27 protein-coding genes, 1 tRNA gene and 1 pseudogene are annotated in these 25,239 nt (G+C 61.1%); 15 read left to right on the forward strand and 14 right to left on the reverse strand.

The features are described from left to right. Window positions 1–1,005: 1,005 nt before the first annotated feature. A pseudogene (locus tag NW841_RS04850) lies at window positions 1,006–2,085 on the reverse strand (CHASE2 domain-containing protein); the annotation flags it as partial. Window positions 2,086–2,199: 114 nt separating this feature from the next. Beyond that, a complete protein-coding gene (locus NW841_RS04855) occupies window positions 2,200–4,338 on the reverse strand; it encodes a polyribonucleotide nucleotidyltransferase (RefSeq protein WP_414385619.1) in 2,139 nt (712 codons plus the stop codon). Window positions 4,339–4,522: 184 nt separating this feature from the next. Between NW841_RS04855 and NW841_RS04860 the strand changes: the two genes are divergently transcribed. Then, window positions 4,523–4,645, forward strand: a complete 123-nt coding sequence (locus tag NW841_RS04860) for a hypothetical protein (protein ID WP_414365516.1) — start codon at window positions 4,523–4,525, stop codon at window positions 4,643–4,645. Window positions 4,646–4,827: 182 nt separating this feature from the next. Then, window positions 4,828–6,468 (forward strand): 2-isopropylmalate synthase, encoded by a 1,641-nt coding sequence (locus NW841_RS04865; RefSeq protein ID WP_414365522.1) that lies wholly within the window; start codon window positions 4,828–4,830, stop codon window positions 6,466–6,468. Window positions 6,469–6,492: 24 nt separating this feature from the next. On the opposite strand, the gene NW841_RS04870 is transcribed toward NW841_RS04865, so the two are convergent. The 5 genes from NW841_RS04870 to NW841_RS04890 all read right to left on the reverse strand — a co-directional run bounded on the left by NW841_RS04870 (window position 6,493) and on the right by NW841_RS04890 (window position 10,103). Beyond that, a complete protein-coding gene (locus tag NW841_RS04870; RefSeq protein WP_414385622.1) occupies window positions 6,493–7,524 on the reverse strand; it encodes an ABC transporter ATP-binding protein in 1,032 nt (343 codons plus the stop codon). 131 nt (window positions 7,525–7,655) lie between these two features. Further along, the gene (locus tag NW841_RS04875; protein WP_414365520.1) at window positions 7,656–7,859 is read right to left on the reverse strand and encodes a phycobilisome linker polypeptide; all 204 of its coding nucleotides are present in this window, start codon (window positions 7,857–7,859) and stop codon (window positions 7,656–7,658) included. Window positions 7,860–8,024: 165 nt separating this feature from the next. After that, window positions 8,025–8,510, reverse strand: coding sequence for an allophycocyanin subunit beta (apcB, locus tag NW841_RS04880; RefSeq protein WP_414365512.1), 486 nt, complete (start codon window positions 8,508–8,510; stop codon window positions 8,025–8,027). A 64-nt stretch (window positions 8,511–8,574) separates the two neighbouring features. Next, on the reverse strand, window positions 8,575–9,060 hold the full coding sequence (apcA, locus tag NW841_RS04885) for an allophycocyanin subunit alpha (RefSeq protein ID WP_011431038.1): 486 nt from the start codon (window positions 9,058–9,060) through the stop codon (window positions 8,575–8,577). Window positions 9,061–9,413: 353 nt separating this feature from the next. Next, window positions 9,414–10,103 (reverse strand): hypothetical protein, encoded by a 690-nt coding sequence (locus NW841_RS04890; protein WP_414337860.1) that lies wholly within the window; start codon window positions 10,101–10,103, stop codon window positions 9,414–9,416. Between the two features lie 301 nt (window positions 10,104–10,404). Here NW841_RS04890 and NW841_RS04895 point away from each other — a divergent pair, with 301 nt between their 5' ends. From NW841_RS04895 to NW841_RS04920, 6 genes are all read left to right on the forward strand, one after another. Continuing rightward, window positions 10,405–11,649 (forward strand): HhoA/HhoB/HtrA family serine endopeptidase, encoded by a 1,245-nt coding sequence (locus tag NW841_RS04895; protein ID WP_414334376.1) that lies wholly within the window; start codon window positions 10,405–10,407, stop codon window positions 11,647–11,649. A gap of 175 nt (window positions 11,650–11,824) precedes the next feature. After that, the gene (locus NW841_RS04900; protein ID WP_414334367.1) at window positions 11,825–12,724 is read left to right on the forward strand and encodes a glycine betaine ABC transporter substrate-binding protein; all 900 of its coding nucleotides are present in this window, start codon (window positions 11,825–11,827) and stop codon (window positions 12,722–12,724) included. Window positions 12,725–12,744: 20 nt separating this feature from the next. Beyond that, entirely contained in the window at window positions 12,745–13,713 is a 969-nt protein-coding gene (locus NW841_RS04905; protein ID WP_414348773.1) for an ABC transporter ATP-binding protein, read from the forward strand. Then, entirely contained in the window at window positions 13,710–14,327 is a 618-nt protein-coding gene (locus tag NW841_RS04910) for an ABC transporter permease (protein WP_414334363.1), read from the forward strand. Before NW841_RS04905 ends, NW841_RS04910 begins: the two co-directional genes overlap by 4 nt. A gap of 57 nt (window positions 14,328–14,384) precedes the next feature. After that, window positions 14,385–15,767: a sigma-70 family RNA polymerase sigma factor gene (locus NW841_RS04915; RefSeq protein ID WP_414334361.1), complete on the forward strand. Its 1,383-nt coding sequence runs from the start codon at window positions 14,385–14,387 to the stop codon at window positions 15,765–15,767. 8 nt (window positions 15,768–15,775) lie between these two features. Continuing rightward, window positions 15,776–16,417: a VanW family protein gene (locus tag NW841_RS04920; RefSeq protein WP_414378234.1), complete on the forward strand. Its 642-nt coding sequence runs from the start codon at window positions 15,776–15,778 to the stop codon at window positions 16,415–16,417. 179 nt (window positions 16,418–16,596) lie between these two features. On the opposite strand, the gene ubiE is transcribed toward NW841_RS04920, so the two are convergent. From ubiE to NW841_RS04945, 5 genes are all read right to left on the reverse strand, one after another. Next, the gene (ubiE, locus tag NW841_RS04925) at window positions 16,597–17,307 is read right to left on the reverse strand and encodes a bifunctional demethylmenaquinone methyltransferase/2-methoxy-6-polyprenyl-1,4-benzoquinol methylase UbiE (RefSeq protein WP_414365504.1); all 711 of its coding nucleotides are present in this window, start codon (window positions 17,305–17,307) and stop codon (window positions 16,597–16,599) included. A 51-nt stretch (window positions 17,308–17,358) separates the two neighbouring features. After that, window positions 17,359–17,796: a hypothetical protein gene (locus NW841_RS04930; protein ID WP_414385624.1), complete on the reverse strand. Its 438-nt coding sequence runs from the start codon at window positions 17,794–17,796 to the stop codon at window positions 17,359–17,361. Beyond that, on the reverse strand, window positions 17,787–18,053 hold the full coding sequence (locus NW841_RS04935) for a hypothetical protein (protein WP_414385625.1): 267 nt from the start codon (window positions 18,051–18,053) through the stop codon (window positions 17,787–17,789). The genes NW841_RS04930 and NW841_RS04935 overlap by 10 nt, the downstream gene beginning before the upstream one ends. A 147-nt stretch (window positions 18,054–18,200) precedes the next feature. After that, window positions 18,201–18,479: a hypothetical protein gene (locus NW841_RS04940; protein ID WP_414370544.1), complete on the reverse strand. Its 279-nt coding sequence runs from the start codon at window positions 18,477–18,479 to the stop codon at window positions 18,201–18,203. A gap of 68 nt (window positions 18,480–18,547) precedes the next feature. After that, entirely contained in the window at window positions 18,548–19,171 is a 624-nt protein-coding gene (locus NW841_RS04945; protein WP_414378774.1) for a CatB-related O-acetyltransferase, read from the reverse strand. Between the two features lie 172 nt (window positions 19,172–19,343). Here NW841_RS04945 and cobU point away from each other — a divergent pair, with 172 nt between their 5' ends. The 3 genes from cobU (at window position 19,344) to NW841_RS04960 (ending at window position 21,029) form a co-directional block, all read left to right on the forward strand. Continuing rightward, the gene (cobU, locus tag NW841_RS04950) at window positions 19,344–19,907 is read left to right on the forward strand and encodes a bifunctional adenosylcobinamide kinase/adenosylcobinamide-phosphate guanylyltransferase (protein WP_414385626.1); all 564 of its coding nucleotides are present in this window, start codon (window positions 19,344–19,346) and stop codon (window positions 19,905–19,907) included. An 82-nt stretch (window positions 19,908–19,989) separates the two neighbouring features. Next, complete coding sequence (locus tag NW841_RS04955; RefSeq protein ID WP_414385628.1) at window positions 19,990–20,490, forward strand: CRR6 family NdhI maturation factor; 501 nt, start codon at window positions 19,990–19,992, stop codon at window positions 20,488–20,490. Beyond that, window positions 20,487–21,029 carry a hypothetical protein gene (locus tag NW841_RS04960; protein ID WP_414385631.1) on the forward strand — a complete coding sequence of 181 codons (543 nt, stop codon included), beginning with the start codon at window positions 20,487–20,489 and terminating at the stop codon, window positions 21,027–21,029. Before NW841_RS04955 ends, NW841_RS04960 begins: the two co-directional genes overlap by 4 nt. A 9-nt stretch (window positions 21,030–21,038) precedes the next feature. Here the strand turns inward: NW841_RS04960 and NW841_RS04965 are convergent, their stop codons facing one another. Next, a complete protein-coding gene (locus NW841_RS04965; protein WP_414385632.1) occupies window positions 21,039–21,527 on the reverse strand; it encodes a YbhB/YbcL family Raf kinase inhibitor-like protein in 489 nt (162 codons plus the stop codon). 48 nt (window positions 21,528–21,575) lie between these two features. Further along, window positions 21,576–21,660: transfer RNA gene (locus NW841_RS04970), tRNA-Ser, on the reverse strand. Window positions 21,661–21,719: 59 nt separating this feature from the next. Between NW841_RS04970 and NW841_RS04975 the strand changes: the two genes are divergently transcribed. Genes NW841_RS04975 through NW841_RS04990 form a run of 4 tightly spaced genes read left to right on the forward strand, consistent with a single transcriptional unit; the run spans window position 21,720 to window position 25,109 of the window. Continuing rightward, window positions 21,720–22,352, forward strand: coding sequence for a hypothetical protein (locus NW841_RS04975; protein ID WP_414385641.1), 633 nt, complete (start codon window positions 21,720–21,722; stop codon window positions 22,350–22,352). A gap of 3 nt (window positions 22,353–22,355) precedes the next feature. Next, window positions 22,356–22,793, forward strand: a complete 438-nt coding sequence (locus tag NW841_RS04980) for an SRPBCC family protein (protein ID WP_414385635.1) — start codon at window positions 22,356–22,358, stop codon at window positions 22,791–22,793. A 37-nt stretch (window positions 22,794–22,830) separates the two neighbouring features. Next, window positions 22,831–23,412, forward strand: a complete 582-nt coding sequence (locus tag NW841_RS04985; protein WP_414385636.1) for a peroxiredoxin family protein — start codon at window positions 22,831–22,833, stop codon at window positions 23,410–23,412. A gap of 38 nt (window positions 23,413–23,450) precedes the next feature. Then, entirely contained in the window at window positions 23,451–25,109 is a 1,659-nt protein-coding gene (locus tag NW841_RS04990; protein WP_414385638.1) for an ABC1 kinase family protein, read from the forward strand. Window positions 25,110–25,239: the final 130 nt, after the last annotated feature.

A 25,239-nucleotide genomic window follows, 5' to 3' on the forward strand; every position in this document is an offset into this window, starting at 1 on the left:
TCAAAGTGGCATCTCCCAGTGCAGCTCGACGTAGGTATAGCCCTCCGGGGTGTGGGTGCGATGCCAGGATCCCTTGGGCAGGTAGCGGGCAATGGTATTCATGGCCTTGCTGCCATAGCCGCCACCGGGGCTGGGGGCGTATTCTACGCCGTCATTGATGACCGACAAGCAGCAGTGGCGCTCCTTTTGCACCAACGACACCTTGACGAAGGAGGCGTTGCCCTTGGGAGGTTGCACATGGGCGATGACATTGCCGATGGCCTCTCGCAAAAAGCGCAAGATATCCTCCCGTTGGTCAAACCACTCGCTAGTATTGGGCTCCTCCAGAGGTTGCAGATGGCGCTCCACAGGCAAGGTCAGGCTGCCCGTCCGAATCAGCTCGTCCAGATAGGTGTCAATGCCCCGGTGCAAGCCCTCCCGCAAGCTAGGGGAAATGCGCAGCTTGGTGGCCAGGGTGCGCACATCGTTAAGCTGCTCGCGAATGCCTCGCCCGATCCTTTCCAGTTGTTCCAGCAGACGATCGTAAATGGCAGGATCGGGATCCTTACCCTGCTGCTGTTGCCATTGCAAGCTTTCCAGCTCGTCCATCACCACCTTCAGCTCCTGCAGCTCACGATCGTGAATGTCGGTGGCAATGCGGTAGAGCAGCTTGCGGGCTTGGTCGATGGCGGCCTCCTGCTCGGCCCGGCGCAGACGCTCCAGTTCCTGTTGTTGGGCCAAGAGCCGCTCCTGGTTCTCCAGGATTACCAAGGTCAGAAGCAGGCTCACCCCCGCTAGGCCGACAGCCAAAGCCGGCAAGGTCAGTGGCCAAATCCAACGCCACAGCAAAAATTGGGTTACGGCCCACCCCTCATAAGCGGTCAGCCCCGCCACCGGCCAGAGGAGAAACCGCTGTTGTTTCCAGTCCCGGCAATTCTGTCGCGGGGAGGGGCGATAGAGCACCAAGCTCAGGCTCGTTCCCGCACCCAGCAGGAAGACAACCCCCGCCGCTAGCCCTGCCGGCAGGGATCGGTACACCTCTCCGGTGAGCAGGCTCGAGAGGATTTGCGCTTGCAGCTCGACTGCCGCAATCTGGGATCCATCCACCGTCCGCACCGGGAAGGTCTCCGGGTACCCCCCCACAAAGCCCACTAGGACGATTTTGTCTCGTAGTTGGTCGGCAACTTTGGGGTCGAGGGGAGGGATCCCTTCTTGGCCGCGGCAGGCTTGGCCGGGGCTGAGCGTTGGGGAGCCGGATCCCGTCTGGGAGATCACCGGCGGACAGATCTGCTCGATGGGAATGATGGGGATGCTGTGCTGGGATCCAAGGGGGTTGAATTGAACTGGCTGCAAACCCCGTTCGCGCAACCAGCGGCTGGCCCGCTCCGGGTCGTACTTGGCAAAAGCCAAGGCCTCCGCCGAGGCAAACATCTGCTCCTTCTGGCTGTCGCGGCGTAGGTAAAGCCCCCGCAACTGGGCCTGGCGCAGGATTCCAGCCCCGTCCAGGCGGTGTTGCACCACTCCCTGGACATGTTCCGGTGCCACTAAGTACTCCAGCCGCAGGGAGGAAAAGGGCAAAAAGTGGTTGTAGATGTTGATCTCAGAACGGCCAAAGCTCTCACTGCTGCGGGTAGCCAAGACCACGCGATCTGGGTAGCGCTGGATAACCTGACGCAGGGGAGCATCCAGGTCCTCGTTACCCAGATTCTGCGGCACCACAAAGCTACTGGGCAGGTTTAACACCACCACCCTGGCTTTGGCCTCTTCCAGTAGGCGCAAGGTCAGGCCAGCGTAGTTAGCCCGTTCCAGGAGAAAGTCAACATTGTGCTGGCCATCACCATTTTTTCCCTGCCCATCGCTGCGGCCATCGATGCCGATGATCACCACCTCCGGGGAAGGCTGCTGAGGGCCGCGCCAAGCGTAGAGCCATTCCTGGGCGTCGCTCTCCAGCCGCAGCAACAAAGGGTGCTGGGCAGAAAGGTTGAGCAAGGTGGCCCACCCCAGGCCCCAAGCTAAGGCCCAGCCCAGTCGCCGCCGAGAGGGAGACAGTTGCTTTTGAGGATCACGCCCTTGGCCAGCGAGAAGGGGAGCAGCGAGATTCGGCATAGGGGGCTGTTGAGGCCAACAAGTTGAAGAGTGCCTCCTCTGCCATCTTGGCCGCCGACAACGGCCGGCGAGAGGATCCCTTGCCCACCCAGTTGCTGGGGAAAGACCGCAACTTCAGGGGTGATGGTTGCGCACCCGTGCCGCCTCCTCGGGACTAATGCCGAGACGGGTGAGGTTAACGCGGCCCTTGTGGTCGATGCTGCGCACCTTGACCACCACCTCATCCTCCACAGCCACCTCATCTTCTACCCGGGTGACGCGGTACTCCGCCAGTTGCGAGATGTGGATCATGCCCTCTTTGCCGGGCAAGAACTCCACAAAGGCGCCGATGGGGATGATGCGGGTCACCTTGCCCAGGTACACCTGCCCCTCTTCTACCCGCCGCACTAGGTTTTCGATCATCGCCCGCGCCGCTTCTGCCTGGCCGCCTACCGAGGAGGATACGGTGATCGTGCCATCGTCGCTGATGTCCACCTTGGCTCCTGTCGCTTCCGTGATGCTACGCACCATTTTGCCGCCAGGGCCGATGATCTTGCCGATATCTTCCGGATCCACCTTGAACGTGAGCAGACGGGGAGCCGTTTTGGCCAACTGGGGTCGAGGTGCTGGGAGAACCTCCAGCATCTTGTCGAGGATATAGTCACGCCCGGCCTTAGCCTGCAGGATGGCTTTCTCCACCACATCCACGGTGATGCCGGTAATTTTCATGTCCATCTGCAAAGCGGTGATCCCGGCCCGCGTGCCGGCCACCTTGAAGTCCATATCCCCCAAAAAGTCCTCGATGCCCTGGATGTCGGTGAGGATGCGCACCTCGTCCCCTTCCTTAATTAGGCCCATGGCTACACCGCTGACCGGCGCTTTGATCGGCACCCCGGCATCCATCAAGGACAGAGTAGAGCCACAGACGGATCCCATCGAGGTGGAGCCATTGGAGGAGAGCACCTCCGACACCACCCGCACCACGTAGGGAAACTCCTCTTCCTTGGGCAGCACCGGCACCAAGGCCCGCTCCGCCAGCGCCCCATGTCCAATTTCCCGCCGTCCTGGCGAGCGTGAGGGCCGCACCTCTCCCACGGAAAAGCCGGGGAAGTTGTAGTGGTGCATGTAGCGCTTTTCGTCCACCGGGTGCAGATCGTCCAACTCCTGGGCATCGCCAGGGGTACCTAGGGTGGTGATGGAAAGAATTTGGGTGAGGCCGCGGTTGAACAGAGCGCTGCCGTGTACCCGCGGGATCAAGCCTACCCGGCAAGAGACTGGCCGCACCTCGTCTAGCTTGCGCCCATCTACCCGCACCCCCTCCTGCAAGATCTGCTGGCGCATCAGCTTTTTGGTCAAAGCCTTGAACTGGTTGTCCAATTCCTTAGGATTTTCCAGGAGGTAGAGCCGCAAGGGATCCCCCTCTGGCCGTTCCTGGATCTGGGCCTCCAGATTGGCCTTGATCGCCTCCAGTTGTTGCTCGCGGCTGGTCTTGTCTAGGAACTGCCTAAGGATGGAGCGAATGCTCTCCTGGGCGTGTTCCGCCACAAAGGCAATCAGCTCCTCGTTTTGGGGGGGCGGGGGCAGCTCCACAGGGGTGATGTTGAGATCGGCAAAAACTTGCTGTTGGGCCTTGAGCAGCTCTTGAACGGCCTCGAAACCGAACTCAATGGCCTCGACCACGTCCTTTTCCGGCAGTTGGTTGGCGCCGGCCTCCACCATGATCACGCCGTCAGCACAGCCAGCCACCACCAAATCCAGATCGCCGGCCTCGATTTCGGCATAGGTGGGGTTGAGGATGAACTCATCTTTAACCAAGCCAACCCGCACCGCCGCCACCGGGCCGTTGAAGGGGATGCGAGCACCATGGATGGCCAGCGAGGCCCCCAAAATACACAACACATCGGGCGGCACCTTGTCGTCCACCGAGAGGGTAGTGGCCACGATTTGCACATCGTCCCGCAGCCATTCTGGGAACAAAGGCCGCAGGGGCCGGTCTATAAGACGAGAGATCAGGGTGGCCCGCTCCGGTGGCCGACCTTCCCGCCGCAAGTAGCCTCCTGGGATCCGCCCGGCAGCGTAGAGCCGCTCCTCATAGTCCACCAGCAAAGGCAAGAAATCGACACCGGCCCGGCCGGGTTGTCGCGTAGCCGTAACCAAGACCGAAGTTTCCCCAGAAGTTAACCAGACTCCGCAACCTGCCTGGGGAGCCATCAACCCAATATTGATGTCAATTTCCCGCCCGTAAAAGGAAATCGACCGAGTATATTCTGCCATGTAACGCTTCGCCTTCTTTTTTTCTTGCCGCTATCGTAGCATTCTCTTTTTGCTTTGTTCTTTGGTGGTAGAGAGTTGGGGCGTCGCCAAAAACTGTTTTTCTGGCTCTGGCCAGGGATCCGCAGCAAGGCCAGGGTATAGGCCAGATGCTCGCTCGAAGCCAACCTAAGGGGCGCCTGTGCTGATGCTAGAGCCGCTGACCCCTGCCCAAATCAGGGCCTACTTGGATTGCATTGGCTACGTCGGCCCCACCCTGCGCCAGATCCACCTGGCCCACCTGACGAGAGAGAATACGAACACCTGCTGACCTGAGCCTTCGGGATCCGCCTTCCCACAACCTCTTCCGCCCCCGAGAGAAAGATGGCAAGACCTACAGCCACTCCGACAGAAGCCCGCCAGCTCTCTTCCAAACCCGATCCCAAACTCCATCCAGCAGTGCCAGAATAAGATGTCAAAATAAAAAGCGCTGTTTCGTTGTCCGAAAAGATTATGGATGCTGCGGCGGTTTCCACATTTGATGGCCAAGCTCTGGATCACGTGCTCATTTTCGACACCACCCTGCGCGACGGGGAGCAGTGTCCCGGCGCCACGCTGAACACCGAAGAGAAGCTGGCCATCGCCCGGCAACTGGCCCGGCTGGGGGTCGATATCATTGAAGCTGGGTTTGCCTATGCCAGCCCCGGGGACTTCGAGGCGGTGCAGAAGGTGGCCGAGCAGGTGGGCACCCCCGACGGCCCTGTCATTTGCAGCCTGGCCCGCGCCCTCAAGGCCGACATCGAAGCGGCAGCCGAAGCTCTTAAACCCGCCGCCAAGCCCCGTATCCACACCTTTATCTCCACCTCGGACATTCACCTCAAGTACCAGTTGCGCAAGACCCGCGCCGAAGTGCTGCAAATTGCCGAAGAGATGGTGGCCTACGCCAAGTCCTTCGTGGACGATGTGGAGTTCTCCATGATGGACGCCACCCGTTCCGATCCGGAGTTTCTCTACCAGGTGATCGAGGCAGCCATTCGGGCCGGCGCCAAAACCATCAACATCCCGGACACCGTCGGCTATGTCATGCCTGAGGAGTTCGGCCAACTGATCAAGGGCATCCGCGAGAACGTGCCCAACATCAAGCAGGCCATTATCTCGGTTCACGGCCACGACGACCTGGGAGTCTCAGTAGCCAACTTTCTGGAGGCGATCAAGCAGGGGGCACGGCAAGTGGAAGTGACCATCAACGGCATCGGCGAGCGGGCCGGCAACGCGGCGCTGGAAGAGTTGGTGATGGCCCTGCACGTGCGCCGCAGTTACTTCAACCCCTACTTTGGCCTGCCGGTGGACTCGGAAAAACCCCTCACCCACATCAAAACCCAGGAGATCTACCGCACCTCCCGCCTGGTCTCCAACCTCACCGGCATGTTGGTGCAGCCCAACAAGGCCATTGTCGGTGCCAACGCCTTTGCCCACGAATCGGGCATCCACCAGGACGGCATGCTCAAAAACCGCCAGACCTACGAGATTATGGACGCCCAGACCATCGGCTTGCAATCGAGCACGCTGGTGCTGGGCAAACACTCGGGCCGCAACGCCTTCCGTACCCGCCTCCGGGAGTTGGGCTTCGAGCTCTCAGAGCAGGATTTGAACAAAGCCTTCCTGCGCTTCAAAGAGCTGGCGGACAAGAAGAAAGAGATCACCGACCTGGATCTGGAGGCAATCGTCAACGACGAGACCCGCCCGGTACCCGATCTCTACCGCCTGGAGCACGTGCAAGTGGTGTGCGGCAACCACGAGGCTCCCACCGCCACCGTGCGCCTGATCACCCCTGAGGGTGAAGAGCGGGTGGACGCCGCCGTGGGCACAGGTCCGGTGGACGCGGTGTACAAAGCCATCAACCGCATCGTCAACATCCCCAATAAGTTAATCGAGTTTTCCGTCCAGTCGGTTACCGCCGGCATCGACGCCATGGGGGAAGTCACCATTCGCCTGCGCCACGAGGATCGCGTCTTCTCTGGCCACGCCGCCAATACAGACATCATCGTTGCCTCAGCCCAAGCCTATATGAACGCCCTCAATAAGCTTTACGCCGCTCTGCACGCGGCCCGCTCGACGGCTGAGCAACGGCAGGCTGCCACCCAGAAGATCTGATGGGCTGCCGCCAGGAGTGCTCCTCTAGGAGCGGGCTGCAGGGATCCCTTCCGCAAACACCCGCCTGATTACTTCCTCGATCGGCGGGTCTGTTACCGTCAAGTCCAGCACCTCCAGATCCGCCAGGAGCTGGGCGACCGTCTGGGTGAGGTGTTCCCGCCGCACCCACAGCCGCACCTCACAGCTGCTGCCGGGATCCCCCTCGCTGCGCAGCTCTCCATAGACTTGCAATTGGGCGAGGGGGCAGGGGCGAGCCAATTCCAGCTTCACCTCGCGATAGGGGGCAAAGCGCTGCCGCAGCTCCTCGAGGCCGCCATCGTAAATGAGTTGCCCGGCGCTGATCACCAGCACCCGTTCACAGAGCGCCGTAATGTCGGCCATGTAGTGGCTGGTCAACAAGACTGTTGCCCCGTAGCGGCGGTTGTAGTCCCGCAGAAATTGCCGCACGGCGGCCTGAGCGTTAACATCCAACCCCAAGGTCGGCTCATCCAAAAACAAGATCTGCGGGCGGTGGATCAGGGCCGCCAGCAGTTCCGCCTTCATCCGCTCCCCCAGAGAAAGCTTGCGCACTGGCTGCTTCAGCTTGCCCTGCAGGTCGAGCAGCTCCGCCAACTCCCCCACTCGCTCGCGAAACTCCTTTTCCGGGATCTCATAAACGGCAGCGTTAATCCGCAGAGAATCTATGGCCGGCAGATCCCAGATAAGCTGTTGCTTCTGGCCCATCACCAGGGTGATCTGCCGCAAAAAAGCTGGCTCCCGCCGGTAGGGCATATGGCCGACCACCTGCAGCGTGCCCCCGGAAGGGTAGATGAGACCCGCCAGCATCTTGAGGGTAGTGGTCTTGCCTGCCCCGTTCGGCCCCAAAAAACCCACCACCTCCCCCGGCTGAATCTGGAAGCTCATGGATTGCACCGCTGCGATGTAGTGATAGGTACGGCGAAAAAAGTGGCGCAACGTACCGACCACCCCCGCTTCCTTAATGGCTACCGGGTAAACCTTGCTCAGGTCGCGAGCCACGATGATCGGCTCAAGTCGGATTGGCACGTCAGACGACATAGCTCCTCCCCCCCCTAAAACAATCAGATCCGCTAGCCCAACTTCAAGGGCAAACCTCCTGAGGCTGGGCATGTCGGATCTGGCTGGGGGTATTCTCAGTATGGAGGAGAAACAGCAAACAGGCAGGGGAACTACAGCAGTCCTACGTCTATCCCAGGCTTGCCGGCAACCAGCTCCACCTTCAGGATACGGCCACCCGACTTTTGGATACGCTGTTGCTCCCGAAACCAGTTGTCGTAGGGCACCAGCTTCGTGAAGTAGGTATTTTGCAGCTCCCGCTGGGTGCGAATGCGGGTTTGGCTGGGCACACAGGCCGTGATCTTAAACAGGCGCATGATAAAGGATCCCTGTTGACAGCAAAGTAACTGACTTGACCAGCAAAACAGGCGACTCACCTCAGAAAGCTCGCGTACCCCAGTTAGCACACCAGATCCCTGCGGCAAATCGCCTGTCATGCTCGTTAGACAATGAACCTCACGCCAAGGCAATGACGCTGGCAGTTAGCTCAGGCCAGAGCAGATGTAGTCGAAGTACACACCCATTTCCTTGCCGGCTTCAGGCCCCACCAGGGCAGCGGTTACTTCTTTCATGGCTTGAATGGCCTGAATGGTGGCCCCAATCGGCACTCCCAGCGAGTTATAGGTCTCTTTGAGGCCGTTGAGCACCCGCTCGTCGAGGATGGAGGGATCCCCAGCCAACATGGCGTAGGTAGCGTAGCGCAGGTAGTAGTCCATGTCGCGGATGCAAGCGGCATAGCGACGGGTGGTGTACATGTTACCACCGGGACGGGTGAGGTCGGAGTAGAGCAACGCCTTGGCCGCCGCATCTTTAACAATGGTGGAGGCGTTGGCCGCGATTGTAGCAGCCGCTCGCACCCGCAGCTCGCCCGTGGCGAAGAAAGCCTTCAACTTGTCCATGGCCGAGCTGTCGAGATACTTGCCTTGGACGTCGTAGCTATTGATCACAGCAGTAATCGCGTCTTGCATGATGAGCTTCCTAAATCCAAATCGGTGAACGTTAAACAGTTGCGCGGTTAGAACAATGTAGGGATTAGCTCATTGCCCCCACCACAAAGTCAAAGTAGTAACCAGCCTCAGCCGCGTCCTCAGGAGACAACAGGCCCATGGCCACCTGCTTCATTTGGCGAATGCTCTCGGCCACCGCCGGAATAGGCGTGCCCAGAGAGTTGTACATCTCCCGCACCCCCACCAAGCCAATCTCCTCAATCGGGGTGACATCGCCGGCAACGATCCCGTAGGTGATCAGGCGCAGGTAGTAGTCCATGTCCCGCAGGCAAGTTGCCGTCATCTCCTCTCCGTAAGCATTGCCACCTGGGGAGACGATGTCAGGACGCTTCTGGAAGAGTTGATCGGCAGCTTGTTTGACGATGCGCTCGCGAGACTCAGTCAAGACTTGAGCGATGCGCAGCCGCTTCTCGCCGGAGGTAACAAAGGACTTGATCCGATCCAGCTCCCCCGGGCTGAGGTAGCGGGCCTCTGCATCCGCATTCACAATCGATTTCGTGACAACACTCATGGACATCCATCCTCAAGTCAATTTTTTAAAGAGTATGACGAGCATACCCGCAAGCTATTTTCCGACATGCTTGCCGTCTGCCATCTCAGATCTTCACACTTCTTAAAATGCCTCCCAGGAAAGGAGCGCTCCCTTCCCGTCAACTCCTGCAGCGGCTGTCCGGCAAGGGGGACGTTTGTCAATAAGCGTAAAACAGTCCCTGCTGGGCCAGCTGGAATAGCCCCAGGTGGCCGCAGAGCAACCCACCCCTGCTTAGCTTTGCGGAGTGGGCAATAGCTTGAGGGCGGGCAGTGTGGCAAGGGATGGCGATCGGCGCTAGGGAGTTAAAGTTAAGTTGCGCTTTTCAGGTGTCGCTAGGGCAGATAGGGCTGAAAGTCCTGAGTGACCGTCAGGGTCAAGTTGGCGTTGGGATCGATCACCGCCACCTCCGGCGCCGTCACATTGCCGATCACGGCCCCCGCTGCCGCTCCACCTAGCACCTTCTCCGTCGAGATCACCCGGTCGCCGAACAGGCCGCCCAAGATCGCCCCTGCCGCCGCCCCGATCAGGGCATCCTGCACAACTGCCTCTGCAGAAGTGTGGCGGGGATCCTTGCGCAGCGGGATTACCTGGCTTTGGGCGTAGAGAGGATAGGATTGGCCGTTGAAGATCAAGGCCCGCGAGACAAACTGGGTGCCGCCGCTCACCGGCTGGAATTGGCCTTCTAGGATAGCTCCCGCCGGCACGACCATGTTGCCGTAGATATCCCGCAGGGGAGTCTCCAGGCTAAGGCTGACGGCGCGGGTTTCGCCAGGGGCAATCAAGAGGGCTTCCGGAGAGCGATGCACGGCTTGGATGAGATCCCCAGAGCGCAACAGCAAGGTGGTTTGCAGTTGAAAGGGCTGGCTTGGCTCATCAGGGGGAAGGGGGTTCACCGGGCGCCATCCCTGGCCGGGGGGCGGTGGCGGCAAGGGATCCCTTTGCGCCAAAACCGGGGTGGCTGCCGGTAGCCAGAGAAAACCGGCGAGTAGAGGAGCCAACAGACGACGGGCTGGGTTGGTCATGGTCTTACCCCCGATCTACCACTTCTACGTTAGCTGTAAGCCGGCCAAAGCTGGGGACAACAGCCCTGTCTGGCCTTCTATCCCCATCAAAGCCAGTTGGATATAGGGTGGCTACTCCAGGCAAGCAGATTCCGCTGCTCTTCAACCCAGATGGAAGTACGGAAAAGCGCCGCGGCTGCCGCCTTGGGATCCCTGCTGTCCATGCTAGATTAGGCCCTAGGTTTCGCAGGGGGCCAAGGTATTTCTGCGCTCCCAGCTCTTCTCTTCCTTGACTCAGGTAGCTATGAAGCGCAGCACATCCATGCCGGGCCAACCTTCTCCCAGTTCAGAAGCTTCTGCTCAACCTGCCCGTTTGCATCAGCAGGACGGAGTTCGTTCCTTTTTTGAGCCTTTGGCCGTTCTTAAGTCTCTTCTCTCGCCGCTGCTGCTGGTGCTCTTGGGCATTGGGCTAGGAGCAGCTCTCATGGGAAGCAACGGAGTATCTGCGCAAACGACGGCAACCCCGCCCCAACTGAACCTGAATTTTATCGCCGAGGTGGCGCAAAAGGTAGGGCCGGCGGTGGTGCGCATCGACTCCGAGCGGACGGTGCGTGTTCCGGGCGCTTTTCCAGAGGAGTTCTTTAGCGATCCCTTCTTCCGGGATTTCTTTGGCCAAGCGATCCCTTCCATCCCCCGCCAACGGCGGCAACAGGGCACTGGCTCCGGCTTTATCATCAGCCCGGACGGCCAGATCATCACCAACGCCCATGTGGTCGAGGGATCCGACAAGGTGACGGTGACGCTCAAGGATACCCGCAGCTTTGACGGCAAAGTAATTGGCACCGATCCGGTGACGGACATTGCGGTGGTGAAGATCGAGGCCCAGAACCTGCCGACGGTGAAGCTGGGCCGCTCCGAACTTCTGGAGCCGGGCCAGTGGGCCATTGCCATCGGCAACCCCCTGGGGCTGGACAACACCGTAACCGCTGGGATCATCAGCGCTTTGGGCCGCTCCAGCGGCGAGATCCGCGTGCCCGACAAGCGGGTGTCTTTTATCCAGACGGATGCGGCCATCAACCCCGGCAACTCAGGCGGCCCCCTGCTCAATGCTCAAGGGGAGGTGATCGGGGTGAACACGGCTATCATCCAAGGGGCGCAAGGGCTGGGCTTTGCCATTCCCATCGAGACAGCCCAGCGGGTGGCCAACCAGTTGATCGCCCGCGGCAAGGTGGATCACCCCTACCTGGGCATCCGTATGCTCACCCTCACCCCCGACCTGAAGGAACGTCTCAACCAGGATCCCAACAGCCGCATTTTCGTGACGGTGGATCAGGGGGTGCTCATCGGCGAGGTGATCCAGGGATCCCCGGCAGAGCGGGCGGGCCTGCGCGCCGGAGACATCATTCTTGCCATCAATGGCCGCGCCGTCACCACCGCCGACCAAGTGCAACAGGAGGTGGAGCGCACCGAGGTGGGCAGCACCCTGGAGCTGGAGATCGAGCGAGCTGGGCGGCGGCAGAAGATCCGGGCCGTCACCGGATCGTTCCCGGCCCCCGGCAGAGGCTAATGGGATGGGGTTGAGGCTCTGGGGCGGGGCAATGCCGGTAGTGCCGCTGTCGCTCTTGCAGTTACGGATCGGGGACAATAATGGTTTAATGGTGGCTTAGCAGTCGCAACTTCCTGGCCCAGGCCGGAACACTCTCGGCAGGGCCGCTTGTCTCGAGTTGGGGATCCCTTTTGCCATGCTCAAAACCACTCGTCGCCTGGCTCTGCTGGCCCTCTCGGGGCTGGCCGCCCTTGTTCTTGCCCCTCAAGCGGGCCTTGCCAAACCGATTGTGGTCGGCTCTAAGGACTTCACCGAGCAGTTTATTCTGGGGGAAATGTACGCCTTGGCTCTGGAGGCGGCGGGGTTGGCGGTGGAGCGCAAGCTCAACCTGGGGGGAACGCCGGTGGCCCATGCCGGCCTGCTGAGCGGCGAGATCGATCTCTACCCGGAGTACACCGGCACCGGCCTGCTGACGGTGCTCAAGCTGCCCAGCAGCAGCGACCCGGCCCAGGTATACGCGACGGTGGCCCGCGAGTACGAGCGCCAGTTCCAACTGGTTTGGCTGGATCCGGCCCCCATGAACAACACCCAGGCCCTGGCCATGACCCGCGCCAGAGCGGCGGAGCTGGGCATCACTACCCTCTCAGACATGGTGGCCAGAGCAGGCGAGCTGGTGATGATCGGGCCGCCGGAGTTTCAAGCCCGCGAAGACGGCCTGCCGGGACTGCGAGCGGTCTACGGCAACTTTCGCCTCAAAGCCTACAAGGCGGTGGATCCCGGCCTGCGCTACCAGGGCTTGGTCAATGGGGAGGCGGATGTGGCGGTGGCCTTTGGCACTGACGGGGAAATTGCCGCCTTTGACCTGGTGGTGCTCAAGGACGACAAGCAGCTTTTCCCCCCTTACCAGGTGGCGCCGGTGGTGCGCAAAGATACCCTGGAGGCCAACCCCGGCATCGCCACTGCTTTGAACGCCCTTGCTCCGTTGCTGACGGACGAGGTGATGCAGCGGCTGAACTACGAGGTGAGCGGCAAGCGCAAGGAGCCGGCAGAGGTGGCGAGATCCTTCTTGGTGGAGGCCGGTATTTTGAAGGAATAGCCGTTGCCCGAGGCCCCGGCGTGAGCACCCTTGAATTCGAGCGGGTATCGCTGCGCTTCCCCCACAGTTCCCGTCCGGCTGTGGAGGAGTGCAGTTTTTCTGTGGCCTCAGGGCAGTTGGTGGTCATCCTCGGCCCTTCCGGCTGCGGCAAAACCACCCTTCTGAAGATGGTGAACCGGCTGCTGGAGCCCACCCAAGGACAGATTCGCCTGGATGGGCAGGATATCCGCCACTTTCCGGTGACGGCGCTGCGCCAGCGCATCGGCTATGTCATCCAGCAGGTGGGGTTGTTTCCCCACATGACGGTGGCCCAGAATGTGGCGGTGGTGCCGCGACTTTTGGGCTGGCCAAGGGAGCGCATCCGCGAGCGAGTGGACGAGCTGCTCAGCTTGGTCAACTTGCCCCCCCAAGAATACCGACGTCGCTACCCGGCTCAACTCTCAGGCGGCCAACAGCAGCGGGTGGGGCTGGCGCGGGCGCTGGCCGGGGATCCGGATCTGCTGCTGATGGACGAACCCTTTGGGGCCCTCGACGCCATCACCCGTAGCAAGCTACAAGATGAGATCCTGCGCCTGCAGCGGCAACTGAGAAAGACCATCCTCTTCGTCTCCCACGACGTGGAAGAGGCGCTGCGCCTGGCAGATCGCATCTTGGTGATGCAGCAGGGGCGGGTAGTGCAGTTCGATACTCCCTTTCGACTGCTCACCCAGCCGGCCACCCCCTTTGTCAGAGAGCTATTGGGGGCAGACGACATGGTGCGGCAACTGAGCGTGCTGCGGGTGGAAACGGCGATGGAGCGGATCCCGCACAACCACCAGATCCAGGAGGGGGCGGTGGTAAAGCCCCACGAAACCCTACGGCGGGCCTTGTCGCTGCTGCTGCGCACGGGGGCGGCGGCTCTCACGGTGTGGGAAGACGGGCGGGCTATCGGCATCGTTACCCTGGATCACATCCGCCATCTGGCCATGCTGGAGGGGGGATCCGCATGAGCTACCTTCTCCGCCATCCCGGCTTGGTGTGGCAGCTTACCCAAGAGCACCTAGCAATGGTGGCGACGGCCTTGGGGATTGCGCTGGTGCTGGCGCTGCCGTTGGCTTTGCTGGTTCACCACGTGCGCTGGCTAGCCCTACCGCTGATGGGGATCCTCAGCATCCTGTACACGGTGCCCAGCCTGGCTCTAATCATTTTGCTGATCCCTTGGTTCGGGCTCAATGCCCGCTCGGTGGTGGTGGCGATGGTGCTCTACTCGCAGGTGATCTTGGTGCGCCACCTGTACGTGGGTTTGCAATCAGTGGAGCCGGCTCTTCTGGAGGCAGCCAAGGGTCTGGGGATGAACCTCTGGCAGCGGTGGTGGCAGGTGCAGCTACCCCTGATGCTGCCGGTTGCCCTGGCCGGCTTGCGGCTGGCGGCAATTGTGGCCATTGCCATTGCCACAGTGGGGGCCAAGTTTGGGGCAGGGGGGCTGGGCACCCTGCTTTTTGAGGGCATTGCCCAGGCCGGTCGCTACGACAAAATCTGGGCTGGATCTCTAGCGGTGGGATCCCTGGCCTTGCTGGTGAACACGGCTCTGCTGGGGCTGGAGTGGGCGGCTCGCCGCGGCTGAGGGGATAGGCTTTCATCAGGTCTATCTTCGTTTCTGTGGGACGACGCTGGGTGTAGCATGGCTGAGCAACCAAGGACTCCGTCTCCCTGGCGCGAGCGGGTGAGGGATTGGCCATCCCGCAGCGATGTGGAGCTGATGGAAGCGCTCACGGCAGGGCATTCTGTTGCCCTGGCTGTACTCTACGATCGCTATGCCGGCTTGATCTGTGGGCTGGCCCTTAAGATCCTGGGCCATGCGGCCGAGGCGGAAGATCTGACTCAGGCGGTGTTTGTCGAACTGTGGCACAAGCCCGACTATGATCCGCGGCAGGGATCCGTGAGCAGTTTTTTGTGTGCGTTGACCCGTTCGCGAGCCATTGAGCGTCTGCGCTCCCAGGATAGCCATCAACGTTTTTTGAAACACTGGCAACCCCTGCTCGCCGCCGATGGCAGTGCTCCGATCCCTTTTGAGCAGCTCTCCCTCGAGGAGCGACGGCAAGCGGTGCAGGAGGCCCTCAGCCAACTGCCGGAAAGCCAACGGCAGGTTCTCGAGCTGCTCTACTACCAGGGGTTGAGCCAGGCGGACATTGCCCAACACTGGGGGATCCCGCTGGAGGCGGTTAAAGCCCGCACTCGCCAGGCCCTCTGCAAGTTGCGGGAATCGCTCTCCTTGGAGTTAAGTTCTGGGTCTGAAGCCGCCTCGCCCCCTTCATCAGAAGCACAGGAAGAACTGGCCGGCTATCTGCTGGGGGACTTGTCTCCTGAACAGGCAAGCGCCCTGGAGGCACGCCTAACCCAAGACCCGCGGTTGCTGGCAGAGTTGCAGGCCCTGCAAGAAACCCTGCATCTGCTGCCCTATGGGTTGCCAGGGGTGATTCCGCCGGCCAGCTTGCGGGGCAAGGTGATGGCAGAGGCGGGCATTGAGGAGGCGCTGACCCCTCTTCAGCCGGCACTGTCCTCTCTGGGGTTCGGTCGCCTCACGGCTGAGTGGCGCTGGGTAGGGGGCTTGGCAGCAGGGGCCTTGGCTTTGCTGGTTTTCGACAACTGGCGACTGCGACAGGCGCTGCAACTGGCCCGGCTAGAATCGGTGCAGACATTGTCCCATCTCTTACAACAGCCGGGATCCCGTCTGGTGAACTTGCAGGGAGAGGTGGGGTCGGCCAACCTGCTGTTGCGCCCAGGAGAGTGGCAGGAGGTGGTCTTGGCGGCAAGGGATCTGCCCCAACCGGCCCCTGGAGAGCGTTACCACCTCTGGCTCAAGCTGGACGACGGCGAGATCCTCCACTGCGGCACCTTTCAGGTGGATGCCCAGGGATCCGCACTTGTGGCCTTGCGCCCGCCACACCCGCTGCCAGAGGGCGCCCGCCCCCAAGAGGTGCTGGTTACGGCCCAAGCCGCTGCCGTCCCTCGCCAACCCCAGGGTGAGGTTCTCTTGAAAGCCAAGGTGTCTTGGGAAAAGTGAAAGGGAAGATGCGGGGATTGGCTTTGTCGGTGGGGTTGGCCCTGGCCCTGCTGGCTCTGTGGTGGACGGATCCCACCCCAACCCCCCTGAGCCGATACACCACTTCCTTGCAGGAGCGCACTCCCTCGCAGCTCCACAACATTCGCCAGGCTGCCCAAAGCCTGGATGGGGTTTACATTCGGCCAAGGGCAGTTTTTTCTTTCAACCAGGTGGTAGGGCCGCGCACCCTCGAGCGGGGCTATCTGCCTGCGCCGGTATTCATGGTGGCCGAAACCCTGGATTCGGTTGGGGGCGGGATCTGTCAAGTCTCCTCCAGCCTATACAACGCTGCTCTGCTGGCGGGGCTGGAGGTGGTGGAAAGGCACCCCCATTACCGCCCCGTGGAGTCGGTACCCCCCGGCCTGGATGCCACCGTTTGGTACGGCTTGGCCGACCTCAAGCTGCGCAACCCCTTCCCTTGGCCGGTGCGCCTGCGCCTTCAGATCCGCGGCCAAAATCTCATCGTGTCGGTGCTGGGACGGGGATCCCGCCACGCCCTCCAGATCCCCCCCATTCACGTGGAGCAGCAGCGGCTGGATCCCCAGCATTTGCAGGTGAGCGTCTATCGCGGCAACAAGCTCCTCTCCCAGGATCGCTATGTTGCTCCCTAGCCGCCAAGCCCCTCTTGGCCAAGTCCGCTGCGTCTCCTCGGAGGCCGCATCCTAAGCTGCTTCTTCAACCGGTTTGAGACGCTGGCCAGGCGCTCTGCACTGCTGGTGACCCCCTCACCCCCAGCCCCTCTCCCAAAGGAAGAGGGGGGTCTAAGGAGCGAGGGGAGAAGCCGTTTGGATCATCTTGCAACCACCAGCACTCCCATCATGCCACCGGCTAGGGGGTAAAACTTGGCAGTAGAAAATCCTGCCTGCAAGGCCATTTGCCGCTGCTCTTCGCCAGAGGGGAAGCCGTCCAAACTGGGATCGAGGTAGGCATATTCAGATCCCAGTCCCAGGGTTTGGGCCTGGGCAACGACCTGGGTGTTCAGGTACCAGCGCTGAAAGTGAGCAAGAAACGGGATCCCTGTGGGGCGATGAAAGTCCAAAATAGCGGCGCGACAGCCGGGCTTGAGCACCCGGCAAATCTCTCGCAACGCCTGCGGGATATCGGTTACGTTGCGCAGGCCATAGCCCATTGTAACGGCATCAAAACTGTCGTCGGAAAAAGGCAAGGCCAGGGCGTCTCCCAACACCCACTCGAGGAAGTAGCCGGGAAAAAGACGGGAGCGCCGCCGAGCAATATCCAGCATGGCCGGGGAGAAATCCAGGCCGACCACATGTCCCCTTCGTCCCACCCGGCGGGCCAGTTGTAGCGCCAGGTCGCCAGTGCCGCAGCAGAGATCCAACACGTGCCCGCCAGGGCCGGCGCGCGACCAGCGCACAGCCATGCGCTTCCAAACCTGATGCAGGCCCAGGCTCAGGGTTTGGTTGAGGGCATCGTAGTGGGGGGCAATGCGGTCGAAGAGCTCCCGAATCTGCTCAGGGCGCTCAAAGGCTGGGCTGGGCACCGCTTCTCAACTCCGCTTTGCATCGATCGTACCAGCAGTCTCCAGACAGGGCTATTGCGGCACCGGGATCCCGCTCACGCCGACTCGGTGGCGGCGGCTGGGATAATCGGCCAGGCTCAAGGACAAAGACCGGGATCCGGCCAAGCTGGAGGCGGGGATGCGGACAGTTCCCTGGAAGACTTGGCTGTTGGGAGGCAGCTCCCCGGGCAAGCCCTGGGTGAGGGCGTTGATTGACCGTCCGGTGTCGTCAGTAACGTTCAGGAAGCTGTAGAGAAAGCGCACCGTCTCTGCCGAATTGTTCTGCATCGCCACGTTCAAAACCACTTGCCCTCCCTCGCGGCGAACTGAGAGCACCTGCATGGCAACCTGCCCGCTGGCAGCCACTTGCCGAGGTGGGGGAGGTGGTGTAAGTGCTGGTGGCGGCGAGGGGCGCAGCAGTTGGGGAGAGGGAGAAGCAGGCCGCAGGGTGGGGGATGGGGCTACCGCCAACTCAGGAGATAAGGGGGGGTGGGCGTCGGAGTGGGTCTGGCTACGGGAACGGGTGTAGGGGTGAAGAGAGGGGTAGGGGTGGGGGGTGGGCGCAGGCTTGCTTCCGCTGCTGCAATCACCTCGGCCTCGTTCAACAGGGGCACAGTGCGGGGATCGCGAACGCCACGGGAGGAGGAAGCATTGCCAGCTTCGGTAACAGGAGAGGAGACCCCCGACAGGGCGCGCTGGCCGAAGAGGTAGCCCAAACAGGCACTCAACACAGCTGTAAAGAAAAATGCGCTCAGCCAAAACAGCGCTCCCAAGAATGTGGAGGTGAACTCTTGCGCTGGCCTGACCGATCTCCGCAAAGGATGCTCACTCCTGCGACGGACTTGCTCTACCCATGATACGAAAGCGACGAGGAGCTAGGGATGCTCCGCTGGCCCAGAATCTTGGTGTTCTTGCTGCTGGGCGCGGAGAGCGGCGCTATCGAGGTTGGGCAGCCGTTCCCCCAACCACCAGCCTGGATCTTCCCAGCTCAGGGATCCCAGCCACTTGGCAGCGCGATCCGCCAAGATCAGTCCTAACAAAACAGGAGCGGTGGTGATCCCCAGCGCCAGGCTTAGCCAAAGGGGCGGAGAGGCTTGCGAGGTGGCTGAAGAAGTATTTTGGGCAGGGGAAGATGCCGGTTTAAGATCCATCATGTCTGCATTCTGAATCGGGACTTGTCGACCTACCCCTAGTTGAATCGATCCTCATCCTAACTCCAACCTTACGGAGCTAGAAGCTTTTGCTTAAACTCAGCTAGTGCTGCCAGAGTTTCTTGATCCAGGGGTCGACAAAGAAGAGGTGCTGCTTGACGTATTGCTTCAAGAGGCCAATCCCACCAAGCAAGCTGGCTGAGCTGTTCGATTACCTCGGGTGAGAAGCGGTAGCGAACTACTTTGGCGGGCACACCGGCAACAATTGCATAGGGCGGGACATCCCTTGTCACCACTGCAGCCATTCCAACAACTGCTCCGTTTCCAATCGTCACTCCTGAGCGAATCATGGCGCCATGGCCGATCCAAACATCGTGTCCAACCAGAATATCTCCGCGAGTCAAAGGGTGACCTTCCAAGACGCGCAGCTCACTCCAGCACTCGGGTAGGTGAGTGAAAGGATAGGTAGTAGCCCAGTCAGTGTGGTGCTCGTAGCCTGCAAAAAAATGTACCCCTTGTGCAATTGAGCTACAGCGGCCAATCTTTACCTGCGAAGGTTCTCCCATCCCATAAACGAAGAACTCACATCCATAGCTGAGAGAGCCAATATTAACCAAGGGAAACGGCTCTAAGCCTCTATAGGCAAAGTATGTTTTCTCCTCTAGTTGTGGGCTGTGTTGAATGCGGATAGGCATAGAACCTCAGTTCCCTGGATTGGGGCTTGCCAAGGTAAAACGTAAGCCTAAGTAGAGTGTGCCCCAACTCCGCGCAGGAGTCTTTAAGTCTTACATTTCGAATCAAGCTGGAGGCAGTAGAGACTACCCAATACTGAGCTAATCTAACGATTGACTTCCATCCCAATGCCTAATGTCGCTTGTACTTATCTGTGGCCCTGCCCGCTGCGGCAAAAGTCGGCTGGCGGAGAACCTGGCGGCTGCTTCCGGCCTGCCGGTCATCTATCTGGCCACCGGGCCCAAACCCGACCCTGAGGCCGACCCGGAGTGGGCGGAACGGGTTCAGCAGCACCGGCAACGGCGTCCTCCCACCTGGCAAACCTGGGAAACCGGGCCAGACCTGGGCTCCGAACTGCAGAAGCTGCCGCAGCCCTGTTGTGCCCTGGTGGATTCGCTGGGGGGCTGGGTGGCGCAGGGCCTGGAGTGTTCCCCTGAGGAGTGGGATCCCTTGGCGCAATCTTTCTTGACAGCGTTGCACAGCTGCCGAGGAAAGGTGATCCTGGTCTCAGAAGAGGTGGGCTGGGGGGTGGTACCTGCCTATCCGCTGGGGCGGCGGTTTCGGGATCGGATGGGAGAGCTCACCCAAAAGCTGGCTCCTCTGGCCGACCAGGTGTTTTTGGTAACCGCAGGCTTTGCCCTCGATCTCACCCAGCTGGGGATCCCGGTGGCAGGGGTGAATAGCCCAGAGCTGAGATAAGCTGCAATGGGTTAATGGTATCCGCGGATAGGGTTTCTCCCTTGCGGAAGCCCTCGCCTGGATCGAGACTGGGTTAAAGCGATTGCTTGTCGTCGTGCCGATTACCTTCTACCTGCCTGCCAAAGCCATTCAAACCCTGGATTTAACGCCGGGCCATGAGTTGGTGAAAACCTTGATGGCGGATCCCGTTCGCGCCGCTCAGCAGGTGCAATGTTCCATTGATTGGCCGCGCAGCCCCGACGATCCGCGCGAGCTCTCGGAGATCCCGGAAGTGCGCCTGTGGTTTATCCGCTGGGATACGGTTTACCCCTGGATGCCCTACTTTCTTGACTGGCGCAGCGGTGAGCTGGCTCGCTACGCTGCCATGCTGGTGCCCCACCAATTCAACCCCCGCGAAGGGATCGTCTATAACCCCGAAGCACTGGAGATCTTCGTCTATCAGAAGATTTTCGTGCTGATGCGCTGGTTTAAGCAGCAGAAACTGGGATCCGTCTCGATGCTGCGGGACATGGCCTTAGTGTTTGGCTTCGAGGTGCAACCCGAGTTTCTGAACCTCTGGGAAGCCGAGACCGGAGAGCCATGAGAGTAATGGTAGCCGACACCTGGCCTGGAATCCCGGCAGCAGCGGCAGTGGCAGAAGCCTGGCAAGAGGCGGTAGAACGTCCCTGGGGGCTGCTCCGCGTGGATCCCAGCCCTTCTGAAGCACAGCTCAAGGCCCTCTGGCAACAGATTGCTGCCTGGGAAGGGGAAAGGGATCCCCTGCTGGTGGTGCCCGGCACCCTAGCTGATCCGATAGGGCCCGGCCAAACCTGGGCCGACCTAGCTGCTGCCTGGGGGTTCAAGGTACTTCTGACGCTGCCCCAGGAAGCGGCCCTTAGCCAGGGAGCTGCTTTTGCGGCCTTGCTTCACCAAGCCAAGACTCACTGCCTGGGATGGGTGTTGCTGGAATCCGCATCCGGCTCCTCCCTAGAAGAACCCCTCTTGGTCTGGCAGTTGCAGGCCCAGCTGGGGATCCCTGTCCTGGGCAGGAAGACGGCGGCAGGGCAAATTTCTTGGAGAGCAGAGATGTGGGATTTGCTTTCAGCAAGGCTCAGCTCCAGCCTGTGGGTACCCCTTGCTTGAGGTTCTCCCCTACCTTTTTCTTTGATAGGTGCCCATCAGTTGGGCCTGGGCGAGGATGTGGCCTGTCATGGCCCGTAGCAAGGCCTCTTTGGTGGCCCCTGGTGCTAAGGCCAGTCGCCTGTCCAGGGCGTAGAGGGTGAAGAAGTAGCGGTGGGTGCCGCTGGGAGGGCAAGGGCCGCCATAGCTATTGCGTCCCCAACTGTTTTGCCCGTGGACGGCCCCCTGGGGCAGGTCGCTGTCGGAGCGGATCCCTTCTGGCAGACTCGTGACACTGGCGGGCAAGTTGTAGACCACCCAGTGGACAAAGGTGCCTCTGGGCGCGTCAGGATCATCCATGATTAGGGCAAAGCTTTGGGTTCCTACAGGTGCCCCCGACCAAGTCAAGGGGGGAGAAAGGTCTTCTCCTTCACACGTGTAGCGGGAGGGGATGGGTTCTGAGGGGGCAAAAGCGGAGCTAGTGAGCTGCAAAGTTGTCGGCGTTGGCGTCGGTGTTGGCATAGAACCAGAGCTTCTGGAAACTTCAGCAGATGGCGAAAGATTCCAGGACGGAGAGGGTGGGATTCGAACCCACGGTGGCTTGCGCCACGGCAGTTTTCAAGACTGCTTCCTTAAACCACTCGGACACCTCTCCACCTTAACCCCGGCCGGGATCCGCCGTCTCTACTATCTTAGGCTGTGCCCTTGCCGGTTGTGCAGCTAACCGCTTGTGGGGAAGGACAGGGATCCGCTATAACCCACCTGAGGGATCCCTGGCTACGGATGAGAGGAGACTTTTGCCCAGCTCAGGTGCAACTTCTGGCTTGGCTAATGCTAGCCTTGCTGGCTGCCTGTCGCCCTTTGCCAGAGCCACCTCCTTCCGAAGCTGCCCCGCTGGATCCGGTGCTGCGCCACGTTGGCGAAGATGGCACCCATTTTGCGGCTTCCGTGGGCGATACCCGCGCCCTTCCTCCCCACTTCCCGCCGCAGTTGCAGTTGCCCGAAGCCGCCGTCCTCTCTTCCGGGCAAATCTGGGATCAGGAGGGGGGGCTGACCTCCTTGCTCTTGCAGACCTCTCAGCCTCTGGAGGAGATTGCCGCCTACTACCGCCGTACCCTCTGGGGCCGGGGCTGGGATCTCCTCTCGGATCTGGAACAGGCCAACGGCATCCGCACCCTTGTGTTTGAGTCTCCCCCCCACCCTGAACAGTCCCTGCACCAGGCAGTCATTCAGGTGGGATCCCCCCGCCGCGGGCCGGATCAGGTGGAGTACCGCGATATCTTGATTTTGCTGAGTACCGTTGCCCCTGTCGGCAAAGCGCAGCCTGCTGCTGCAGCCTTTCCTTGAAGCATGCCCGTCTATACCCAAGCAATTGAAATTGCCGCTGACGTGGCGCGGGTGGAGCGCTGTCTCATTGACCCGGAGCTGATGCGGCGCTGGCTTAACCCGCTTTTGGGTTGCGAAGCGCTGGGATCCCCTACGGGGCAACTGGGCAGCCGCTACCGCTTTTTCCTGCGCCTGCCTCTCATTTCCCCCAGCCTGGACTGCGTGATTACCGAGCGGGCCGAGGGTCTGGTGCAGTGGCAGTTTGAGGGGTTTTTTCAGGGCACTGACCGCTGGGAGTGCCGCCCCCAAGCGTCGGGAACGCTGTTGGTGAACCGCTTTGAGTTTTCCATCCCCAACCCCTGGGTGGCGGCGGGGTTTTACCTGGTGGCAGCAGAGCTAACCCGGCACGACATGCGGGCACAACTGCGACGGCTAAAGGCAGTGGCCGAGGCTTTGGGTTAGGCTGGTGGCAGGTAGTAAAGAAACGTAAAAAATGGCAATGACCAGCAACAGCGGCCTGTTCAACCGTCGCTTTTTCGACAACTTCATCCCCCAGCCGGCCAACAGCCCTCTGCAGATTGGCGAGCTGGCCCCCGACTTTGAGCTGCCCAATGTACACGGGGATCCCGTGCGCCTGTCGGACTACCGCGGCCACCAGCCGGTGGTTCTGGCTTTTACCCGCATTTTCACGGAAAAACTCTTCTGCCCCTTCTGCTACCCCCACATCCAGGAGCTGAAGGCCCGCTACGAGGAGATCCGGTCTTTGGGAGCAGAGCTGCTGATGATTACCAGCACCGACCCGGTGCAAAGCCAACAGATCCAAGCCGACCTGCAACTGCCCTACCCGCTGTTGGTGGATCCGGAGTGCAAGACCTTTCGGCTCTACGGTGTCGGCCAAGCGATGGGGGCGCCCCTGCCGGGCCAGTTCATTGTGGATCGCGAGGGGAGGCTGCGCTATAAGCACCTCTTCTCCTTTGTCGAGCCCAACGCCAGCACCGACGAAGTGCTGCGGGTCTTGCGGGAGGGGCTAGCCAGCGGCTGGGACGGAACCCGCCGGGTGGCTCCCGTGCCCTTTTTCTAGGCTGTCTCTAGGCAATTTCGGCAGAGGAGGGAAAAGGGGTGGTCTTTGCGCGGCTGGCTCAGAACAGCGCCCGGCAGGCGGAGATCCTGGAAGTAGTCCTGCGCCACGGCTGGGACTACATGCGGCGCTTGCTCTCCTTGGGCAAGGCGGAAGAGCCGCAACTGCCGCCGCCGATGGTGCTGCGCAACATCCTGGTGGATCTGGGGCCGGTTTATGTGAAGCTGGGCCAGTTGCTGAGCACCCGCCCCGATCTGTTGCCGCGGGAGTACATCGAGGCCCTCAGCACGCTGCAGAGCAATGTGCCCCCCGTGCCCTGGAAGGCGGTGGAGATCCTGCTGCGCCAGCAGTTGCAAAAGCCGCTGGAGCAGATATTCAGCAGCCTGGACACAGAAGCGGTGGCAGCGGGATCCATTGCCCAAGTCCATCGCGCCCGCCTGCTCAGCGGCGAAGCGGTGGCTCTCAAGATCCAGCGGCCGGGTTTGGAGGCAATAGTAGAGCGGGATACAAAGCTCATCCGCAGCATTGCTGAGCTGGTGGCGCAAACGGAGTTCGGTAGGCTAACAGACGTGGTGGCCTTGGCCAATGAGTTTTGCCGGGCGCTGCAGGCGGAGCTGGACTTTACCCAGGAAGCCCGCCACACGGAGCAACTGCGGCAACACCTGCAGGCCAGCCGTTGGTTTGACCCAGCGCAGTTGGTGGTGCCGCGCGTCTACTGGGCGCTCACTACCCCCAAGGTGCTGACGCTGGAGTGGATCGAGGGAAAGCCCCTGCTGGAGGCGGATCGCAGTGACGCCGACCCGCAGCAGATTGCCCGCCTGCTCACCCGCGCCTTTTTCCAGCAGATCTGCCTCGACGGCTATTTCCACGCCGATCCCCACCCCGGCAACCTCTTCTACCTGGGATCCGGTCGCGTGGCCCTCTTGGACTGCGGCATGATTGGGCGGCTGGATCCCCGCACGCAGCAGATTGTGCTGGAGCTGATTTTGGCCATCGTCAGCCTGGATGCCCAGCGCTGTGCCGAGCTCACGCTGGAACTGGCCCTGCCGGAAAGTCCCAGAGGCAGCCCGCGGGATCCCGCCGTCAGCCTGGCCCAACTGCAGAGGGAATACGAGCGCCTCTTGCGCCAGTACTACACCCTGAGCGTTGCCGAGCTGGATTTTAGCGAGCTCTTTTCCGAGATCCTGCAGGCGGCGCGGCGCAACCAGATCCGCATCCCCGGCAACCTGGGGCTGTGCGCCAAGGCCCTGGCCAACCTGGAAGGGATCGCCCGCCAGCTCACTCCAGACTACAATCTGCCGGAGCAAATTCGCCCCCTGATGGCCGATGTGTTTCGGCAGCAGTTGCTGGGGGATGCCCCCCTGCCCTCGCTGCTGCGCACAGCCCTGGATCTCAAAAACCTCTCGCTGCAGTCGCCGCGGCAACTGGAAGTGCTGCTTAGCCGCATCACCTCCGAGACCCAGCGCTGGAACCTGACGGTGCAGGAGCTGGAAGGCCTCCGCACCAGCCTGGACCAGTCGGCCAACCGCCTCTCCTACAGCATCCTGGTTGGATCCCTGATTATTGGCGCTGCCATCATCTCGGCGCAAACCCAGCGCTTCCAGGTCTTTTGGCTAAGCGAGCTGCTCTTTGGCGCCGCCAGCCTGCTGGGGCTGTGGCTCATCCTCAGCATCCTGCGCTCCGGTCGCCTGCGGGGCTAATCCCCTACGCATCTCGTGTTGGCAAAGCAACACAAAAACGGTAGCAGCGGCTTTGCGAGCGCCTCGCCAAATCCCGCAAAGGCCGATTCTTTCGTTGACCCGCTCGATGCCTTGCCCCACAAGGCTTTCA

The sequence above is a fragment of the Synechococcus sp. H60.3 genome (assembly GCF_047462295.1).
GTDB lineage: Bacteria > Cyanobacteriota > Cyanobacteriia > Thermostichales > Thermostichaceae > Thermostichus.

Bases quoted from the DNA above. Each gene is read 5' to 3' on its own strand.
- NW841_RS04910 (WP_414334363.1), top strand. From the start codon at position 13,710: ATGAGCTACCTTCTCCGCCATCCCGGCTTGGTGTGGCAGCTTACCCAA.
- NW841_RS04940 (WP_414370544.1), bottom strand. From the start codon at position 18,479: ATGATGGATCTTAAACCGGCATCTTCCCCTGCCCAAAATACTTCTTCA.
- NW841_RS04980 (WP_414385635.1), top strand. From the start codon at position 22,356: ATGCCCGTCTATACCCAAGCAATTGAAATTGCCGCTGACGTGGCGCGG.
- NW841_RS04890 (WP_414337860.1), bottom strand. From the start codon at position 10,103: ATGACCAACCCAGCCCGTCGTCTGTTGGCTCCTCTACTCGCCGGTTTT.
- NW841_RS04860 (WP_414365516.1), top strand. From the start codon at position 4,523: ATGCTAGAGCCGCTGACCCCTGCCCAAATCAGGGCCTACTTGGATTGC.
- NW841_RS04895 (WP_414334376.1), top strand. From the start codon at position 10,405: ATGCCGGGCCAACCTTCTCCCAGTTCAGAAGCTTCTGCTCAACCTGCC.
- cobU (WP_414385626.1), top strand. From the start codon at position 19,344: ATGTCGCTTGTACTTATCTGTGGCCCTGCCCGCTGCGGCAAAAGTCGG.
- NW841_RS04900 (WP_414334367.1), top strand. From the start codon at position 11,825: ATGCTCAAAACCACTCGTCGCCTGGCTCTGCTGGCCCTCTCGGGGCTG.
- NW841_RS04920 (WP_414378234.1), top strand. From the start codon at position 15,776: ATGCGGGGATTGGCTTTGTCGGTGGGGTTGGCCCTGGCCCTGCTGGCT.
- apcB (WP_414365512.1), bottom strand. From the start codon at position 8,510: ATGCAAGACGCGATTACTGCTGTGATCAATAGCTACGACGTCCAAGGC.
- NW841_RS04870 (WP_414385622.1), bottom strand. From the start codon at position 7,524: ATGTCGTCTGACGTGCCAATCCGACTTGAGCCGATCATCGTGGCTCGC.
- NW841_RS04865 (WP_414365522.1), top strand. From the start codon at position 4,828: ATGGATGCTGCGGCGGTTTCCACATTTGATGGCCAAGCTCTGGATCAC.
- NW841_RS04855 (WP_414385619.1), bottom strand. From the start codon at position 4,338: ATGGCAGAATATACTCGGTCGATTTCCTTTTACGGGCGGGAAATTGAC.
- apcA (WP_011431038.1), bottom strand. From the start codon at position 9,060: ATGAGTGTTGTCACGAAATCGATTGTGAATGCGGATGCAGAGGCCCGC.
- NW841_RS04960 (WP_414385631.1), top strand. From the start codon at position 20,487: ATGAGAGTAATGGTAGCCGACACCTGGCCTGGAATCCCGGCAGCAGCG.
- NW841_RS04965 (WP_414385632.1), bottom strand. From the start codon at position 21,527: ATGCCAACACCGACGCCAACGCCGACAACTTTGCAGCTCACTAGCTCC.
- NW841_RS04915 (WP_414334361.1), top strand. From the start codon at position 14,385: ATGGCTGAGCAACCAAGGACTCCGTCTCCCTGGCGCGAGCGGGTGAGG.
- NW841_RS04985 (WP_414385636.1), top strand. From the start codon at position 22,831: ATGACCAGCAACAGCGGCCTGTTCAACCGTCGCTTTTTCGACAACTTC.
- NW841_RS04875 (WP_414365520.1), bottom strand. From the start codon at position 7,859: ATGCGCCTGTTTAAGATCACGGCCTGTGTGCCCAGCCAAACCCGCATT.
- NW841_RS04945 (WP_414378774.1), bottom strand. From the start codon at position 19,171: ATGCCTATCCGCATTCAACACAGCCCACAACTAGAGGAGAAAACATAC.